Annotated in this window: 14 protein-coding genes; 9 read left to right on the forward strand and 5 right to left on the reverse strand. The window is 67.8% G+C overall.

Annotated elements, in window-relative coordinates; genetic code table 11:
• Positions 1-2 precede the first annotated feature (2 nt).
• The 5 genes from ACNO8X_RS13595 to ACNO8X_RS13615 are packed head-to-tail and all read left to right on the forward strand — an operon-like array spanning position 3 to position 5,094.
• Entirely contained in the window at positions 3-395 is a 393-nt protein-coding gene (locus ACNO8X_RS13595; protein WP_418005713.1) for a PPOX class F420-dependent oxidoreductase, read from the forward strand.
• Between the two features lie 34 nt (positions 396-429).
• Positions 430-918, forward strand: coding sequence for an FxsA family protein (locus ACNO8X_RS13600; protein WP_418005714.1), 489 nt, complete (start codon positions 430-432; stop codon positions 916-918).
• 21 nt (positions 919-939) lie between these two features.
• Positions 940-2,556, forward strand: coding sequence for an amidohydrolase (locus tag ACNO8X_RS13605; RefSeq protein WP_418005715.1), 1,617 nt, complete (start codon positions 940-942; stop codon positions 2,554-2,556).
• The gene (gene lnt / locus ACNO8X_RS13610) at positions 2,549-4,336 is read left to right on the forward strand and encodes an apolipoprotein N-acyltransferase (RefSeq protein ID WP_418005716.1); all 1,788 of its coding nucleotides are present in this window, start codon (positions 2,549-2,551) and stop codon (positions 4,334-4,336) included. The genes ACNO8X_RS13605 and lnt overlap by 8 nt, the downstream gene beginning before the upstream one ends.
• Positions 4,337-4,338: 2 nt before the next feature.
• Positions 4,339-5,094, forward strand: a complete 756-nt coding sequence (locus ACNO8X_RS13615) for a polyprenol monophosphomannose synthase (protein ID WP_043986051.1) — start codon at positions 4,339-4,341, stop codon at positions 5,092-5,094.
• A 57-nt stretch (positions 5,095-5,151) separates the two neighbouring features.
• Here ACNO8X_RS13615 and ACNO8X_RS13620 read toward each other — a convergent pair whose 3' ends face one another.
• A complete protein-coding gene (locus ACNO8X_RS13620) occupies positions 5,152-5,487 on the reverse strand; it encodes an RNA polymerase-binding protein RbpA (RefSeq protein WP_043400890.1) in 336 nt (111 codons plus the stop codon).
• Between the two features lie 128 nt (positions 5,488-5,615).
• Between ACNO8X_RS13620 and ACNO8X_RS13625 the strand changes: the two genes are divergently transcribed.
• The 3 genes from ACNO8X_RS13625 to ACNO8X_RS13635 all read left to right on the forward strand — a co-directional run bounded on the left by ACNO8X_RS13625 (position 5,616) and on the right by ACNO8X_RS13635 (position 7,723).
• On the forward strand, positions 5,616-5,942 hold the full coding sequence (locus tag ACNO8X_RS13625) for a hypothetical protein (protein WP_043986050.1): 327 nt from the start codon (positions 5,616-5,618) through the stop codon (positions 5,940-5,942).
• A gap of 32 nt (positions 5,943-5,974) precedes the next feature.
• Complete coding sequence (locus ACNO8X_RS13630) at positions 5,975-6,613, forward strand: DNA-directed RNA polymerase subunit beta (RefSeq protein ID WP_418005717.1); 639 nt, start codon at positions 5,975-5,977, stop codon at positions 6,611-6,613.
• Between the two features lie 240 nt (positions 6,614-6,853).
• The gene (locus ACNO8X_RS13635) at positions 6,854-7,723 is read left to right on the forward strand and encodes a patatin-like phospholipase family protein (RefSeq protein ID WP_418005718.1); all 870 of its coding nucleotides are present in this window, start codon (positions 6,854-6,856) and stop codon (positions 7,721-7,723) included.
• On the opposite strand, the gene ACNO8X_RS13640 is transcribed toward ACNO8X_RS13635, so the two are convergent.
• Positions 7,707-8,456: a hypothetical protein gene (locus ACNO8X_RS13640; protein ID WP_418005719.1), complete on the reverse strand. Its 750-nt coding sequence runs from the start codon at positions 8,454-8,456 to the stop codon at positions 7,707-7,709. The two genes, ACNO8X_RS13635 and ACNO8X_RS13640, sit on opposite strands and share 17 nt — an antisense overlap.
• A gap of 36 nt (positions 8,457-8,492) precedes the next feature.
• On the opposite strand from ACNO8X_RS13640, the gene ilvA reads away from it, so the two are divergent.
• On the forward strand, positions 8,493-9,776 hold the full coding sequence (ilvA, locus tag ACNO8X_RS13645; protein WP_418005720.1) for a threonine ammonia-lyase IlvA: 1,284 nt from the start codon (positions 8,493-8,495) through the stop codon (positions 9,774-9,776).
• A 53-nt stretch (positions 9,777-9,829) separates the two neighbouring features.
• Here the strand turns inward: ilvA and treZ are convergent, their stop codons facing one another.
• The 3 genes from treZ to glgX are packed head-to-tail and all read right to left on the reverse strand — an operon-like array spanning position 9,830 to position 15,949.
• On the reverse strand, positions 9,830-11,551 hold the full coding sequence (gene treZ / locus ACNO8X_RS13650; RefSeq protein WP_418005721.1) for a malto-oligosyltrehalose trehalohydrolase: 1,722 nt from the start codon (positions 11,549-11,551) through the stop codon (positions 9,830-9,832).
• Positions 11,544-13,820 (reverse strand): malto-oligosyltrehalose synthase, encoded by a 2,277-nt coding sequence (treY, locus tag ACNO8X_RS13655; protein WP_418005890.1) that lies wholly within the window; start codon positions 13,818-13,820, stop codon positions 11,544-11,546. The genes treZ and treY overlap by 8 nt, the downstream gene beginning before the upstream one ends.
• Before the next feature lie 5 nt (positions 13,821-13,825).
• A complete protein-coding gene (gene glgX, locus ACNO8X_RS13660; protein ID WP_418005722.1) occupies positions 13,826-15,949 on the reverse strand; it encodes a glycogen debranching protein GlgX in 2,124 nt (707 codons plus the stop codon).
• Positions 15,950-15,952 lie beyond the last annotated feature (3 nt).

Below are 15,952 nucleotides of genomic sequence, written 5' to 3' on the forward strand. Positions count from 1 at the left end.
CCATGGCGCCGACGTTCGAAGACGTGTACCGCGAGAAGTACCTGTTGCTGACGACCTTCACGAAGGATGGGCGGCCCAAGCCCACTCCGGTCTGGGGTGTGCCGCACGACGGCAAGCTGCTGATCAGCACTGATGCGGGCTCGTGGAAGACCAAACGGATCAAGAACACCCCGAGGGTGACCATCCAGAAGTGCGGTGCGCTGGGCAAGGTCAAAGGGGAGCCGGTCGAGGCCGTCGCCCGTAATTTGCCGGACTCCGAGACCAAGCGGGTATTCGACATGGTGACCAGGCGCTACTGGTGGCATGCCTGGTGGTGGATACCGCAGGCCATCATCCGAGGCGGTGTCGAAAAGGTGCACGCGGCCATCGAGGTGGAGCCGATTCCCGCCTACTAGGAACCAATTCCGGCGTTTCGGCGTTGTCCAGTGCATGGCGATGCGACTATTTCTGGCTTACGCGCTCGTCGAGGTCGCGGTGCTGGCAGTCCTGGCCTCGACCATCGGTGTGGCATGGACGTTACTTGCGCTGTTGGCCACCTTTGCCGCTGGTCTGGCCATCGCAGGCACCCAGATCACCCGGCATTTCGGCAGGTTGTCCGAGGCGCTGAGCGCTCGATCCACCGACCCGACGCTGGCCACGGACAGTGTGTTGGTGGCCCTCGGCACGGTGCTGGTTGTCGTCCCCGGGCTGGCCAGCACGGTGCTCGGCGCGCTCATGCTGGTGCCGTTCACGCGGCGCGCGGTGCGGCCTGCGGCAAACGCTTTGTTCGGTCGACGGCTGACCCCGATGGATTTCCCGACGCAGGTCATCTACATCAATCACGATGAGCGCTACCGCGGTCGCGGCGAGTACATCGACGGGGAAGTGATCGACGTCATCGACAGCTCACCGGTCGCTGTGCACCGGCAGGCCGGCTGAACGGACTAACGTCTCACCTTCGTGACGACCTTTGCGACGACGCTGCTGCTCGGCGGTCGTATTCATAGCCCGGCTGCGCCCGACGCCACCGCGATCGCAATCCGCGACGGAGTGGTGGCCTGGCTCGGTTCCGATGACGTCGGCCGGGCGCTGCATCCGGACGCCACCGTGGTCGACCTCGAAGGTGCGTTCGTGGCCCCGGCGTTCGTCGACAGCCACGTGCACCTGACCGCCACCGGACTCACCGTGGCCGGGCTGGATCTGCGCACCGCGACGTCGCTGCCGCATCTGCTGACCCTGCTGGCCGAGCACGCCGCGCGGCAGCCGGACGGCGTCATCTGGGGACACGGCTGGGACGAATCGGGCTGGCCCGAACGCGTCATCCCGACCACCGCCGACCTCGACGGAGTGCTCGGCGGGCGGCCCGCGTACCTGGCCCGGGTCGACGTGCACTCGGCGGCCGCGACGACCGGCCTGCGGCAGCTGGTACCCGGGCTCGCCGACAGCGCGGGCTTCTCCGAGCAGGGCCCACTGACCGCGGACGCGCACCACCGCGTGCGGGCCGCGGCCCGCAACTTGCTCAGCGCTACGCAGCGCCGCGGCGCCCAACGCGCCGCGCTCGACCTGGCCGCGCGCAACGGCATCGTCGCGGTGCATGAGTGCGCAGGCCCTGAGATCGGCGGCCTCGACGACTGGGCCGATCTGCGCGCCACCGAACACGGCGTCGACATCGTCGGCTACTGGGGTGAGGCGGTCGACACCGCCGCAGCCGCCCGCGACCTGATGGACCGGACCGGAGCCCACGGCCTGGCCGGTGACCTCTTCATCGACGGCGCGCTCGGCTCACGGACCGCCTGGCTGCAGCAGTCCTACGCCGACGCGCCCGACTGCTGTGGCAACACCTACCTGGACACCGACGCCGTCACCGCACACCTGCTGGCCTGCACCGAGGCCGGCATCACCGCCGGCTTCCACGTCATCGGCGACGCCGCGGTCGCTGCCGTCGTGGCAGCCTTGGACCGGACCGTGGCGGCTTTCGGGGCACCCGCGGTGGCGCGCTGCGGGCACCGGCTGGAGCACCTCGAGATGGTGGACGCCGAGCAAGCGCGCAGGCTGGGATCGTGGGGCGTGGTCGCCAGCATGCAGCCGAATTTCGACGCGCTGTGGGGCGGCGCCGACGGGATGTACGCCCAACGTCTCGGTGTCGATCGAGCACAGGGTTTGAACCCGTTTGCGCTGTTAGCATCGCAAGGCGTGCCCCTCGCCTTCGGTTCGGACAGTCCCGTCACCAGCATCAATCCGTGGGAATCGGTGCGCGCCGCGATCAGCCACCGCACGTCCGGTAGTGCCATCTCGGCGCGGTCGGCGTTCCTCGCTGCCACCCGTGGCGCCTGGCGGGCCGGTGGTGTCCGCGACGGCATGACCGGGACGCTGGTGCCGGGGGCCGTCGCGTCGTACGCGGTGTGGCGGGTGCCCGGCGGCGCCGACGCCCTGGATGTCACCGCGCCGGCCGACGCCGTGCAGCGCTGGTCCACCGATCCGCGGTCGCGGGTACCCGCGCTACCTCCGCTGGGCCCTGACGACGAGCTGCCGACCTGCTTGCAGACCGTCCACCGCGGCGAGCAGATCCATGGCTGAGGGCCAGGAGAGCGTGGAGGAAGCCCTGGACGACGACGTCCAGGACGAGGCGGAGTCGCCCACGCCGGAAGAGCCCGAACAGCCGCAGGGTCCCGGCCGGGCCGCGCGCATCGTCGCCGGCGTGCGCCGGTTCTTCGAGCCCCGGTTGATGCGGTTGGCCGTGGCCGTCGTGGCCGGCCTGCTCTTGTGCGCGAGCTTCCCGCCCTTCGACCTCTGGTACCTGTCATTCCCTGCGCTGGCGCTGCTGGCCTGGGCGCTGGTCGACGAACGCACAACGCCCGCAGGCGGTTTCGGCTACTGCATGCTGGCCGGCCTGGTGTTCTACGTGTTGTTGCTGCCGTGGATCAGCAATTTCGTCGGGCCGATCCCGTGGCTGATGCTCGCCGCTCTGGAGGCGTTCTTCACCGGTGTGTTCGGGCTGACCGCGGTCCTCGTGCGGCGCCTGCCGGGCTGGCCCCTGTGGTTCGCCGCGCTCTGGGTGTCTGCGGAATGGCTCAAGTCGACCGTGCCGTTCGGGGGATTCCCATGGGGCGTCGTGGCCTTCAGCCAGACCGACAGCCCACTGCTGCCGCTCGCCCAGGTCGGCGGTGCGCCGTTGGTGTCGTTCGCGGTGGCGCTGATTGGTTTCAGCACGACAGCCATCGTGCTCGAGGCGGTCAGGCACTGGCGGCATGACCACCGCACGGGTGCCGCGGCCCCGCCGGAGGTGTTCATCCCCGGCATCTGCATCGCCATCGTCCTGTTGCTCACCGTGCTGGCCTGGCCGCACGTCCGCAAGGCCGGCGCTGGTGCGGGCGACGACCCCGCGATCAACGTCGCCGCCATTCAGGGCAACGTGCCGCGCCTCGGCCTGGACTTCAACGCCCAGCGCCGCGCGGTGCTCGACAACCACGTGCACGAGACCAAAGAACTGGCCGAAGACGTCCGTGCCGGCCGCGCACCGCAGCCGACGGTGGTCATCTGGCCGGAGAACTCGTCGGACATCGATCCGCTGGTCAATGCCGACGCCGCGGAACTGATCTCTGCGGCGTCGTCCGCCATCCACGCGCCGATCCTGGTGGGCACCGTGCTGGCGGCGCCGGAATACACGCCGGAGCACCCGGTGACCACCAACTCGGTGATCGTGTGGAACGGGACCGACGGGCCGGGGGAGCGCCACGACAAGGCCATCGTGCAGCCGTTCGGCGAATACCTGCCCTGGCGCAGTTTCTTCCGGCTGCTGTCGCCGTACGCCGATCGGGCCGGCTACTTCGTGCCGGGCAACGGCAGCGGCGTCGTCACCGCCGCCGGGGTGCCGATCGGGGTGACGACCTGCTGGGAGGTCATCTTCGACCGCGCCGCGCGGCAGTCGGTCCTCAACGGGGCGCAGCTGCTGGCCGTCCCTGCCAACAACGCGACGTTCGACGAGCCGATGAGCGTGCAGCAGCTGGCGTTCGCCCGGCTGCGGGCCGTCGAACACGACCGGTACGTGATCGTCGCGGGCACCACCGGGATCAGCGCGGTGGTCGCGCCGAACGGCCAAGTCCTGGAGCGGACGGAGTTCTTCCAGCCCGCCTATCTGGACCGGCAGGTGCGCTTGAAGACCGATCTGACCTTCGCCACGCGGTGGGGACCGGTCATCAACAGTGTGCTCATCGGGGTCGGCGTTGCGGCTCTTCTGGCGGCCATGCTGCACAATAGGAAGCTCGTCCGCCGCCGCCAGGCGGCGGCGGAACATCAGGCCGGCAACGACGCCGCGATTGATACCGACACCGACGCCGACAACGAACAGGGGAACTGACCATGGGCGAAGATCGTCCGAGTCAGCGCACGCTGGTCATCATTCCGACCTACAACGAGCGCGAGAATCTGCCCTTGATCGTGGGCCGGGTGCACGCCGCCCGTCCGGACGTCCACGTGCTGGTCGTCGACGACGACAGCCCCGACGGCACCGGCCAGCTGGCCGACGAGCTGGCGCTGGCCGATCCGGACCGCCTGCACGTCATGCACCGGGCCGGCAAGGGTGGTCTGGGTGCCGCGTACCTCGCCGGGTTCGCGTGGGGCCTGGGTCGCGGCTACAGCGTCCTGGTCGAGATGGACGCCGACGGCAGCCATGCGCCCGAGGAGCTGTACCGGCTGCTGGACGCTGTCGACGCCGGTGCCGACCTGTCGATCGGTTCGCGGTACGTGCCCGGCGGTGCCATCCGCAACTGGCCCCGTCGCCGGCTCGTCCTGTCGCGCACCGCGAACACCTATGCCCGCGTACTGCTGGGCGTCAAGATTCACGACATCACCGCCGGCTACCGCGCCTACCGACACGACGTGCTGGAGAAGATCGGCCTCGACGACGTCGACTCGAAGGGCTACTGCTTCCAGATCGACCTGACGTGGCGTGCCATCAACGCGGGCTTCACCGTCGTCGAGGTGCCCATCACGTTCACCGAGCGTGAGCTGGGTGTGTCGAAGATGAGCGGCTCGAACATCCGCGAGGCCATGTCGCAGGTGGCCAAGTGGGGCATCCGCGGCCGGTTGGACCGGGCCCGCGGCATCGTGCGCTAGTCACCCACCAAGCACAAAAAAGCCCCGCCGCGAGGCGGGGCTTTTTCGTCTGCGCAGTTAGCCGCGGCGGCGGGTCTTGATGAGCTCCAGCCGCTCCTTGAGCAGCTCTTCGAGCTCCTCGACGGAACGGCGCTCGAGCAGCATGTCCCAGTGGGTACGCGGCGGCTTGACCTTCTTGGGCTCGGGAACGTCACCCTCGAGCAGGGTGCCTTCCATGCCGTTCTTGCACGCCCAGGTACCGGGGATTTCCGCGTCGTCGGCGAACGGAACTTCGAATTCCTCGCCGTTGTCGGTGCGGTAACGGGCCACCTGCCGCGGCGCCAGGTCATGGTTACGGTCGGTCTCGTAGCTCACAGCTCCGAGGCGACTGCCTCTCAGGACACGATCAGCCATCGTCAATCACTCCCTTGGTATAGCGACAGGGAATCAACGCAGGCCAGCGCCGTGAAGTTCCCGACTCGGTTGTCCATGATACCGGGGTTCGGACCGTCTCCCGATACAGTCACGATCGTGAGGCGGACATGAAGCGCTCGAAGGCCCAACCGTGCCGGTGGTGTGGCCGGGAGGTGGCCGACGCGGGCATGGGTCGTCGTCGCCAGTACTGCCGCCAATCGTGCCGGCAGCGTGCCTATGAACAGCGGGCCATGGTCAAGGGAACTTCGCTGGCCGAGGACTCGGTGGTGCTCAGCGCAGAGGAAGCAGCGGCCCTCTCGGACCGCGTTTATCAGGTACGGTGTGCGGCCGAGGACGTCGCGACGGCTGTTGCCGAAGGCGCCGGACCCACTGAATTGAAAGAGCTGTGTGAGGTGCTGTTGCAGGCCGCGAAAGACGCCGACGGTTGGCGCTGACGGCGCGCGCAGCGACGGGAAAGAATTGATGCATGACTGACGACCGTCGGCGGATCCACAAGCCGACCAAGTTCCTGGGCCGCGGCTTCGAGGCGTTCCACGACGTCGAGGACCCCGTCCAGGAGAGTCGCATCGCCCACGAGACGGCGGCTGCGCTCCTGGAACGCGTTCGCAGCTACCCGGATCCCGACGTGGTGTCGCGGCTGGTGGCCTACACCGACGAACACGGCATCGAGACCATCGCCGAATTGTGGGCGGGTGCCGGCGCGCGCAGTCTGCCCGGCGCGTTGTGGCGGGTCTACCTGCTGCGGTTGTCGATCCGCGACGACCCGTACTCGGCCAGCCTGATGTTCGGCCGCGGCACCGAGGTGCTGCACTCGATCGACCCTGTGGTTGCCGGTGCCGAGACCCCTGTCGGGCCGACGGAGATCCGGGAGCTCGCCGACCGCATCCTGCGCGGCGTGTTCGAGGGCGACTTCGCCGTCGCGCTGGAACGGGCGGCGGCGTACTGCCGGGTGAGTGCGGCCGGCTGCACGAGTCTGGCCGAGGACGCGACGACGGCCGCGCCGGAGCGCGCCGCTGAGCTGACCGACCGCGCTGTGACGTTCACGCGCATCGCCAACGAGCTGCATGCCGCAGCCGCGCTGTGGCGCAGCAATTCGCTGGATTGACGCGGCGGCCGACGGTGTCGGCCGACTACGTCCGAGAAGTTAAAGCCAGACCGCAGAACGCCTCTCGGCGGTAGGCCGCTCGTGGCGGCGAAATTTGGGGCCCGGGGTTACTGCGGCCTGGCGTTGTTCACTCTAGCGGATGATCGGGCACCGCGAGCAATTCCCTGATGGCGTCGGGCGCTCATTTCAGGTGTCCGGAATCGTCCCGGTGAACCGCCTCGATGTGCGTACTGTGTCGGCATGACGACGGCGTTCGTGCTGTCCGGCGGCGGCAGCCTGGGGTCCATCCAGGTGGGCATGCTGCTGGGGCTGGCCGAGGCAGGCATCACACCGGATCTGATCGTCGGCACCTCGGTCGGCGCCCTCAACGGCGGGTGGATCGCCGGGCGGTCCGACCACGACGGCGCCCTGGCGCTGGCCGATCTGTGGCGGACCCTCTCGCGCCGCAAAGTGTTCCCGACCAGCCCGAGCATGGGGCTGCTCGGGTTTCTGGGGCGCCGTCCGCACCTGGTATCCGACAGCGGGATCCGCTCTCTGCTCCAGCAGAACCTCCGCTTCCGGCGGCTGCAGGACGCGCCGACGCCGCTGCATGTGGTGGCGACCGATGTCCTGTCCGGGCAGGACGTCCTGCTGTCGTCGGGCGACGCCATCGACGCGATCGTGGCCAGCGCCGCCATCCCCGCCGTCCTGCCCCCGGTCCGGATCGGCGGACGCGAGCTGGTCGACGGCGGCGTGGTGAACAACACACCGCTGTCGTATGCGGTGGAACTGGGCGCGACCGAGGTGTGGGTGCTGCCGACGGGCTACTCGTGCGCGATGCCGCAACCGCCGAGGGCCGCCTTGGCCATGGCCATGCACGCCTTCACGCTGGCGATCAATCGGCGGTTGGCCACCGACGTCGAGCGGTTCGAAGGATCGATCGAACTGCATGTCGTGCCGCCGCTGTGCCCGGTACGGGTCTCGCCGGTCGACTTCTCCCGCTCCGCGGAGCTCATCGAGCGATCGCTGCAGTCCACGCGGCGCTGGCTGCCCACCACTCGCCCCGAGGTGGGGCAGGCCGAGCTGCTGGAACCGCACCGCGATTGCGACGGACCTACTTCAGCACGTTGACGGCGCGGGCGACGACCAACGCGGTCGTCGACACCGCCACCATCGACTGCATGGTCATCATCGTCTTGGCCCAACGCGACAGCGGCATGGTGTCGGTGGGGGAGAACGCGACCACATTGGTGTAGCTGGTGTACAGGTAATCGACGAAAGTCGGGCGCCAATTGGGTTTGGCGTTCTGCGGGTCGCACATCTGCGGGAACTGGAAGTCCGGGTAGGGGTTGTCGCCCGCACGCCGGGCGAAGGGGCCGCCGCGATCCAGCTCCCAGTACCAGATGCCGAACACGATGATGTTGGTGATGAAAATCGCTGCGCCGCTGCCCAGTAGGACGCCGGCGTCGTTGCTCACCTTGCCGGACAGGATATTCAAATCCAAGATGATCGCCGATGCCGTGTTGTCCAGCGTGATGGCCGCAGTCAGCACGATCATTGTCCAGCGGCCGACGGTGGTCTGCCGGGACAGCCGAACCGGATTGATGACCATGAGGACGGCCACCAGCAGCAGTTCCAGCGTGATCAACGGCCACCGGGGTATTTCCGGGACGGTGTACTGCACAGGGATCGCGCGCTGCAGCGTCACCGCGGCCAGGATCGCGACAATCACCGGCAGCCGATTCTCCGGATCGCCCGGCCGCAGCCACGACGGCACGTGGCTTTCGGCACTGTGCGTCAGACGGTGGGTGCGCTCGACGAACGTCCTGACCGCCGGCGGCACCGGTTCTGGGGTGGGGTCCATGCGCTCAGTTTCGCACCGAGATGACACCATTAGACGGTGTCTGCCGAGCTGAGCCAGGGAACCCACAGGTCGTCGCCGCTTACCGCGGCTGACATCGATGCGGCTGCCCAGCGAATTTCCTCGGTGGTCACCCGGACCCCGCTGCAGTTCAGCGATCGGCTGTCGGCGTTGACCGGTGCCCAGGTCTATCTCAAGCGTGAGGACCTGCAGGCGGTGCGGTCCTACAAGTTGCGCGGTGCCTACAACCTGTTGATGCAGCTCTCCGATGAGGAGAAGGCCGCCGGCGTGGTGTGCTCGTCGGCCGGCAATCACGCCCAGGGTTTCGCGCTGGCCTGCCGCTCGATGGGTGTGCATGGCCGGGTGTACGTCCCGGCCAAGACGCCCAAGCAGAAGCGGGACCGCATCCGATACCACGGCGGCGACTTCATCGAGCTCATTGTCGGTGGCGCCACCTACGACCTGGCCGCCGCGGCGGCGCTAGAGGACGTCGCACGCACCGGAGCCACCCTGGTCCCGCCGTACGACGACCTGCGCACCATGGCCGGTCAGGGCACCATCGCGGTCGAGATCCTCGAGCAACTGGACGGCGAGCCCGATCTGGTGATCGTGCCGGTCGGCGGCGGCGGCTGCATCAGCGGCATCACCACGTACCTGACCGCACACACCAAAGCGACCGCCGTGCTCGGGGCCGAGCCTGCGGGAGCGGCATCGATGATCGCGGCATTGGCCAAGGGCGAGCCCGTGACGCTGGAGCATGTCGACCAGTTCGTCGACGGCGCCGCGGTGGCGCAGGCCGGGGCGCTGACCTACGCGGCGCTCGCCGCCGCCGGGGACATGGTGTCGGTGACGACGGTCGACGAGGGCGCGGTGTGCACCGCGATGCTCGACCTGTACCAGAACGAGGGCATCATCGCCGAGCCCGCGGGCGCGCTGTCGGTGGCGGCGTTGATGGAGAACGGCGTCGAGCCCGGTTCGACGGTCGTGTGCCTGATCTCCGGTGGCAACAACGACGTTTCGCGTTACGGCGAGGTGCTCGAGCGGTCGCTGGTGCACCTGGGTCTCAAGCACTACTTCCTGGTGGATTTCCCGCAGGAGCCCGGCGCCCTGCGGCGGTTCCTCGACGAGGTGCTCGGACCCAACGACGACATCACCCTGTTCGAATACGTCAAGCGCAACAACCGGGAGACCGGTGCCGCGCTGGTCGGCATCGAACTCGGTTCGGCCGCCAACTTCGACGGGCTGCTGGAGCGGATGCACGATTCGGGCATCCACGTCGAGCCGTTGGAGCCGGGGTCGCCGGCGTACCGCTACCTGACCTAGCCTCCTCCCGCCGAGTGGTCAGCTAGCGCACGAATTTCACGAAAAACCTTGTGCTAACTGGCCACTCGGCGCAGGATGGCGAAGCTCTGGCGGGGCAGCGTCGTGGTATCAGCACCGACCTTCGGCTCGGCGGACGACAGCACCAGTTCGCCGGTGACGGGTACCGCGACGGGGTGCTCGCCGAGGTTGCATGCCACGGCGAACGCCCCACGGTGCATGACGATCCAGCGGTCGGACTCGTCGAACTCGATGCGCAGTTGATCGAGCCACGGGTTGGCGAAGTCGGGTTCGGTGCGCCGCAACGCGATCAGGTCGCGGTACAGCTGCAGTAGCCGGGCGTGCTCGCCGGTGCCGACCTCGTCCCAATCGAGTTTGGAGCGCTGGAACGTCGCGGGGTCCTGCGGATCGGGGATGTCGTCGGCGGCCCAGCCGTGATCGGCGAACTCGGCCTTGCGTCCCTCGGCCGTTGCGCGGGCCAGTTCGGGTTCGGGATGCGAACTGAAGAACTGGAACGGCGTCGATGCGCCCCACTCTTCACCCATGAAAAGCATTGCCGTATAAGGTGATCCGAAGACCAGTGCGGCCTTGACCGCGAGTTGCCCGAAATCGAGATTTTGCGAGGGGCGGTCGCCGATCGCCCGGTTGCCCACCTGATCGTGAGTGCACGTGTACGCCAGCAGTCGGGTGGCCGGCATCTGCGCGATGTCCAGCGGGCGGCCATGGCGGCGGTGCCGGAACGACGAGTAGGTGCCGGCATGGAAGAAGCCGTGGGTCAGGGTGGTGGTCAGCGTCTGCATGGACCCGAAATCGGCGTAGTAGCCCTGCCGTTCCCCGGAGACCGCGGTGTGGATGGCGTGGTGGATGTCGTCGTCCCACTGTCCGGCCAGGCCGTACCCGCCGCGGTCTCGCGGAGTGATCACGCGTGGGTCATTGAGGTCGCTTTCGGCGATCAGTGACAGTGGTCGGCCCAATTCTTGTGCCAGTGCGTCGGTTTCGGTGGCCAGCTCTTCCAGTAGATGCACCGCAGTGGTGTCGACCAGCGCGTGCACCGCGTCCAATCGCAGGCCGTCGATGCCGAAATCCCGCATCCAGCGCAACGCGCAGTCGATGATGTAGCGGCGCACCGGGTCGGAGTCGGCGCCGGCGATGTTGATCGCCTCGCCCCACGGGGTCCGGCCTGCCGTCAGGTACGGCCCGAATTTGGGCAGGTAATTCCCTGACGGGCCAAGGTGATTGAACACCGCGTCGAGCAGCACGCCCAGGCCCCGCCGGTGGCAGGCGTCGACGAAACGCACCAGACCCGAAGGGCCGCCGTAAGGTTCGTGCACCGCGTACCACAGCACGCCGTCGTAGCCCCAGCCGTGATTGCCGCCGAACGCGTTGACCGGCATCAGTTCGACGAAGTCGACGCCGAGTGCCACCAGGTGGTCCAGCCGCTCGACGGCGGCGTCGAACGTGCCGGCCCCGGTGAACGTCCCGACGTGCAGCTCGTAGATCACTGCGCCGTCGATGGCCCGGCCGGCCCAGGGCGCCGCGGACTCGGCTGGCCACAGCTGTGAAAGTTCGTGCACGCCATCGGGTTGCCGCGGCGAACGCGGGTCGGGTAGTGGTTGGGAGTCATCCAGGACGAAGCCGTATCGCGCCTCGGCGGGTACGTCCACGGTGACGCGCCACCACCCGTCGTCGGAGCGGCTCATCGGGTATCTGGCCCCGTCGACCTCGAGCGCGACGATGTCAGGGGTGGGTGCCCACACCGAGAACTCGTGATCAGGCACGGGCCTGCTCCAGGAGCACGCCGGGCAGTTCGGCGAACAGCACGTCAGCGGTCACGGTGCCGGACCAGGTCCGGCCGGTCAGCCGGTCGGTCCAGTCGCCGTCGGGCAGCGCGATAGTGGTGACGGAGCAATCGGATTCGTCGAGCTTCAGCGTCCACCGAGGTACGACCACCAGCACGTCGGCGCCGCGCCGGAACGCGATGACGTGGTCGGCGGCGGGTCCGTCGGCGACGACGGGCGTGTAGTCGCCCGACAGGTACGTGGCGGGCCGCTCCCGGCGCGACCGCAACGCTCCCGCGACGACCCGAATCTTGGGGTGGCTCAAGGAATCGAGCTCGGTTTGGCGGAGCGCGAAATCCACCGGACGCCGATTGTCGGGGTCCACCAAGCTGTCGTCGAACAGCTCGGTGCCCTGGTAGACGTCGGGGACACCTGGCACGGTGAGTGCCAGCAGCTTCTGCGCGACGGCATCGCAACGCGCGGCCTCGTCGAGCTGCCCGACCAACGCGGTCACCTCATTGGCGACCGGTCCGTCGAGCAGCGCATCGATCCAGTCACGCACGGCCCGTTCGAATTCGCGGTCCGGCTGCTCCCAGCCGGTGTGCAGCTCGGCTTCGCGGATCGCCTTCTCGGCGTAGGCGTGCAGCCGGTTACGGAGGGCGTCGTCGACCTCGCCGGATACCGGCCACACGCCGATGATGTTCTGCCACAGGAACAATCCGGTGCCCTCGTCGGGCGGTACGCACACCGTGTTCCAGCGCCGCACGCGTTGTGCCCATAGGTCGGCGCACTGGGACAGCGCCGTGATGCGGGCCCGGACATCCTCGCTGCGCTTGGTGTCGTGTGTGGACAGGGTCACCATGGTGGCGGGCCAGTCCCGTGCACGCGCTGCGGCGCGCTGGTGAAATTCGCCCGTGCTCATGCCCAATCGCTCGGGGGTGCCACCGACCTCATTCAGCGATACCAGGCGAGCGTCGCAGTAGAACAGCGTGTCCTCGACTGCTTTGGCCGTCACCGCGCCGCATAACTGCTGTAACCGGGAAGCGGGTTCGGACTGGTCGAGTGCTGTGGCAATCAGCCGCACAGTGGATGTCAGTTCCGGTGCCGCGCTGATGGTTTCGCTGATGGCTTCGGGCAGCACCGGGGCCAACACCGGGTAGTCGGTGCGATACCCGCCAACACGGCTGAGTAGTTGGGCGATGGCTTCCGGCAGCGCGGGGTCGTCGGTTCCGGTGGTGCGCACGATCGCGCGGCCCAGCCGGGCAAGCTCGCTGGGCAGGGTCCCACGGGCGGCCTTGGCCTTCAATTCCCGGGTGTCGCACCGGGTCTCGTGCGCCAGTTCCGTCAGCGGCCCGACACCGTCCGGGTCGACGAACAGCCCGCCGATTTCCCGCAGCACGTCGTATCCAGTAGTGCCCGCGATGGGCAGACTGGGTTCGAGCGGCTCGTCGGCGGCCAGGATCTTCTCGGCGACGATCCAGGCGTCGGGCCCGGTCAGCTCGCGCAGCCGGGCGAGATAGCCTGCGGGATCGGTCAATCCGTCGATGTGATCGACCCGCAAACCGTCCACCAGACCTGCGCGGAACCAGCGTCCGATCTCGGCGTGGCTGGCGTCGAACACGTCGGGGTCTTCTTGACGCACCGCCGCCAGCGAGGTGATGGAGAAGAACCGCCGGTACCCGCACGACCCTGAACGCCACCCCACCAATCGGTATGACTGCCGGGCGTGGACCTCGGCCGCGGTGCCCGCGCCGGTCCCGGGCCGGATCGGCCAGATCCGGTCACCCAGTCGCAGCACCTCGCCGTCGACGGTCAGGGCATCGGCGTCGGCGGCAGAACCCAGTACCGGCAACACGATTCGCCCGTCGGGGTCCAAGTCCCAGTCGATATCGAAGAAGCTGCTGAAGCGCGACTCACGGCTGTGGGTCAGGACGTCCCACCACCACGGATTCTGCTCGGGCCGTTCGACGCCGACGTGGTTCGGCACGATATCCACGATCAGTCCCATGCCGCGCGCTCGTGCCGCGGCGGACAGCCGGGAGAAGCCCTCGGGTCCACCGAGTTCCGTCGAGATGGCCGTCGGGTCGGTGACGTCGTAGCCGTGCGTCGACCCGGTGACGGCGGTCAGCACCGGCGACAGGTAGAGGTGCGAGACGCCGAGATCGTCGAGATATGGCAGCAGTGCCAGCGCGTCGTCGAAGGTCATTCCGTCGCCGCGCATTTGCAGCCGGTACGTAGAAACAACGGGCAAGACCGGCGCTGCTGCCATCTCGGTCACGCCGTCTTACGCAACACCAGCAGCGAGCGGGCCTGCAGCGAGATCGTCTCACCTGCGCCGGCCACCAGTTCGGTGCGCCCGTGCGGGTCCGCGGTGTCCAGGGCCGCCGCCCATTTCTCGCCGTAGCCCTGGTCGGGGATCACGAAATCCAGACCTTCGTCGTGAGCGTTGAAACACAGCAGGAACGAGTCGTCGGTGACTCGTTCACCGCGCGCGTTGGGCTCGGGGATCGCGTCGCCGTTGAGGAATACCGAGATGCTCTTGCCGAAACCGGAATCCCAGTCCTCGAGCGTCATCTCGTCCCCGGCCGGGGTCAGCCAGGCGATGTCGCGGACCTGTCCGCTGCTCCGAACCGGTTGTCCGGCCAGGAACCGGCGGCGCCGGAACACCGGATGTTCGCGGCGTAGCCGCACCACGGTGCGGGTGAATTCCAGGAGCGCCGAATTGGTTTCGCGCATGGCCCAGTCCATCCACGACAGAGTGTTGTCCTGGCAGTAGACGTTGTTGTTGCCCTGCTGGGTGCGGCCGATCTCGTCGCCGTGGCTGATCATCGGGGTGCCTTGCGACAGCATGAGAGTCGCGAAGATGTTGCGGCGCTGCCGCTCCCGCAGCGCGACGATCTCGGGATCGTCGGTCGGGCCTTCGACGCCGCAGTTCCAGGAGCGGTTGTGGCTCTCGCCGTCCCGGTTCTCCTCGCCGTTGGCGTCGTTGTGCTTCTCGTTGTAGGACACCAGATCGGTCAACGTGAAGCCGTCGTGGCAGGTGACGAAGTTGATGCTCGCGCTCGGGCGCCGGCCGGTTGCTTCGTACAGGTCCGACGAGCCCGTCAGCCGCGAGGCGAACTCGCCCAGGGTTGCGGGCTCACCGCGCCAGTAGTCGCGCACGGTGTCGCGGTACTTCCCGTTCCACTCGGTCCACAGACCCGGGAAGTTGCCGACCTGGTAGCCACCCTCGCCGACGTCCCACGGCTCGGCGATCAGCTTCACCTGGCTGATCACCGGATCCTGTTGCACCAGATCGAAAAACGCCGAGAGCCGGTCCACGTCATAGAACTCGCGAGCCAGGGTCGAGGCGAGGTCGAAGCGGAAGCCGTCGACGTGCATCTCGAGTACCCAGTACCGCAGTGAATCCATGATCAGCTGCAGCGTGTGGGGATGGCGGGCGTTGAGGCTGTTGCCGGTACCGGTGAAATCCTTGTAGAGCGACAGGTCGTCGTCATCGAGCCGGTAGTACGCTGCGTTGTCGATGCCGCGGAAGTTCAGCGTCGGGCCGAGGTGATTGCCTTCGGCGGTGTGGTTGTAGACCACGTCGAGGATGACTTCGATGCCGGCTTCGTGGAACGACTTCACCATGGTCTTGAACTCGGCGACCGCACTGCCCGCGTGCTGGTTCCACGAATACTGGTAGTGCGGTGCGAAGAAGCCGAACGTGTTGTAGCCCCAGTAGTTTCGCAGGCCCAGGTCCAGTAGTCGGTGGTCGTGCAGGAATTGGTGCACCGGCATGAGCTCGATCGCCGTGACGCCGAGCGACTGCAGATGCTCGATGATCGCCGGGTGCGCGAGCCCGGCATAGGTGCCGCGCAGTTCCTCGGGAATTGCCGGGTGGGTCTGGGTCATGCCCTTGACGTGGGCTTCGTAGATCACCGTCTCGTGATAGGGCGTCCGCAGCACGCGGTCGTTGTCCCAGTTGAAGAAAGGATTGATGACCACGCTGGTCATGGTGTGCCCCAACGAATCAACGCCGGGCGGCTCGCCGGTGGCCGAGGGTGCCGACATGTCGTAGGAGTACAGCGCCTGCGTGAAGTCGAAGTCGCCGTAGAACGACTTGCCGTAGGGATCGAGCAGCAGCTTGCTGGGATCGCAGCGATGCCCGTTGGCCGGATCCCATGGTCCGTACACCCGGAACCCGTACCGCTGCCCGGGCGTGACGGCCGGCAGATAGCAGTGCCACACGTAGCTGTCGACCTCGTCGAGGTTGACGCGTTCCTCGCTGCCGTCCTTGGCGATCAGGCACAGTTCGACGCGCTCGGCGACTTCGGAGAACAGCGAGAAATTGGTGCCGGACCCGTCGTACGTGGCACCGAGGGGATAGGCGCTACCCGGCCAGACGCCGACAACCATGAA

The organism is Mycobacterium sp. PDNC021, from assembly GCF_048282635.1.
Lineage (GTDB): Bacteria > Actinomycetota > Actinomycetes > Mycobacteriales > Mycobacteriaceae > Mycobacterium > Mycobacterium llatzerense.